1 protein-coding gene and 2 pseudogenes are annotated in these 2,004 nt (G+C 54.7%); all 3 read right to left on the bottom strand.

All coding sequences use genetic code 11. From position 1 onward, the window contains the following. Positions 1-434: 434 nt before the first annotated feature. A pseudogene (locus ABG80_RS23245) lies at positions 435-626 on the bottom strand (hypothetical protein); the annotation flags it as partial. After that, positions 598-1,530: a TipJ family phage tail tip protein gene (gpJ, locus tag ABG80_RS10695; RefSeq protein ID WP_058087657.1), complete on the bottom strand. Its 933-nt coding sequence runs from the start codon at positions 1,528-1,530 to the stop codon at positions 598-600. The pseudogene ABG80_RS23245 and the gene gpJ, both read right to left, overlap by 29 nt. A 60-nt stretch (positions 1,531-1,590) precedes the next feature. After that, a pseudogene (locus ABG80_RS10700) lies at positions 1,591-2,004 on the bottom strand (hypothetical protein); the annotation flags it as partial.

The following is a 2,004-nucleotide window of genomic DNA, read 5'->3' on the forward strand; positions in this document are numbered from 1 at the left end:
AGCTTCCTTTTTCAATATTATTGAAGCATTTATCAGGGTTATTGTCTCATGAGCGGATACATATTTGAATGTATTTAGAAAAATAAACAAATGGGGGTTCCGCGCACATTTCCCCGAAAAGTGCCACCTGACGTCTAAGAAACCATTATTATCATGACATTAACCTATAAAAATAGGCGTATCACGAGGCCCTTTCGTCTCGCGCGTTTCGGTGATGACGGTGAAAACCTCTGACACATGCAGCTCCCGGAGACGGTCACAGCTTGTCTGTAAGCGGATGCCGGGAGCAGACAAGCCCGTCAGGGCGCGTCAGCGGGTGTTGGCGGGTGTCGGGGCTGGCTTAACTATGCGGCATCAGAGCAGATTGTACTGAGAGTGCACCATATGCGGTGTGAAATACCGCACAGATGCGTAAGGAGAAAATACCGCATCAGGCGCCATTCGCCATTCAGGCTGCGCAACTGTTGGGAAGGGCGATCGGTGCGGGCCTCTTCGCTATTACGCCAGCTGGCGAAAGGGGGATGTGCTGCAAGGCGATTAAGTTGGGTAACGCCAGGGTTTTCCCAGTCACGACGTTGTAAAACGACGGCCAGTGAATTAGAACTCGGTACGCGCGGATCTTCCAGAGATATCGTCGAACGGCAGGCGTGCAAACTTGGCGTAATCATGGTCATAGCTGTTTCCTGTGTGAAGCATATCCCACAGACACCAGGCCATGTTGTTGCTGTATGCCGGTTTAAACGTTCCGTCCCAGATACCGCTGTATTGCCGCGTCTGCGGGTTATAGTTCGACGGCACCTGCAGAATACGCCCGCGCAGATGATAATTACGGCTCACCTGCTGGCTGCCGAACTGCTCCGAGTCCACCTGCACGCCGACCAGTGCCGTGTTCGGGTAGCACTGTTTCACATCGATGATTTCAGTGTATGACGACCAGAGCGTTTTGTTCTGCAGCTGGTCTGTGGTGCTGTCCGGCGTCATCCTGCGCATCCGGATATTAAACGGGCGCGGCGGCAGGTTACCCATCACCACCGAGGCCAGATACTGCGAGGTGGTTTTGCCCTTAATGGTGATGTCTTTTTCCGTCACCCAGCCACCGTTACGTTGTATCTGAACCAGCAGGCGGACTTCCGACGGATTCCTGTCACCCTTTGAGGTGGTTTCCACCAGTGCCTGTACACCGAAGGTAAAGCGCAGACGGTCGATGTTTGCAGACGTAATGGTGCGGGTGATCGGCGTGTCATATTTCACTTCCGTACCCAGCACCGTCTCGGAGCCGGAGGATTCAAATCCCTCCGGCGGAGTCTGCTCCTGCTCACCAGCCCGGAACACCACCGTGACACCGGATATGTTGGTATTCCCCTCAGTGTCCAGCACCGGCGTACTGTTCAGCAGCACGCTTTTTAAGCCATCCACCGGACCTTCAATCGGCCCTTCGCTGATGGCATCGATCACACTCAGCAACTGCGTGGACTTCAGGTTGTCCTTCGCTTCGCGCGGGGTATGCCCCTTACTGCTTCCTTTACCCATTCCTCACGCTCCATAAATGACAAAACCGCCCGCAGGCGGTTTCACATAAAACATTTTGCATCAGCGACCAATCACCACAACCTGACCACCGTCCCCTTCGTCTGCCGTGCTGATCTCCTGAGAAACCACGCGTGACCCCACGCGCATTTCCCCGTACAGAACAGGCAGAACATTGCCCTGGGCAACCATGTTATCCAGTGAGGAGAAATAGGTGTTCTGCTTACCGTTATCCGTTGTCTGTATACGGGGAGTTCTGGCTTTCGGTGCCAGCATCTGCGCCACACCACCGAGCACCATACTGGCACCGAGAGAAAACAGGATGCCGGTCATACCACCGGCCCCAATGGCTGCCCCCCATGCTGCAAGGGTGGCTCCGGCGGTAAAGAATGATCCGGCAATGGCGGCAGCCCCCAGGACAATCTGGAATACGCCACCTGACTTGGCCCCGGCGACTCTGGGAACAATATGAAAGCT

The organism is Aquabacterium parvum (genome assembly GCF_001447195.1).
In the GTDB taxonomy this organism is placed as follows: Bacteria; Pseudomonadota; Gammaproteobacteria; order Burkholderiales; family Burkholderiaceae_C; genus Aquabacterium; species Aquabacterium parvum.

Coding starts and splice junctions, on each gene's coding strand:
- gpJ (WP_058087657.1), bottom strand. CDS start 1,530: ATGGGTAAAGGAAGCAGTAAGGGGCATACCCCGCGCGAAGCGAAGGAC.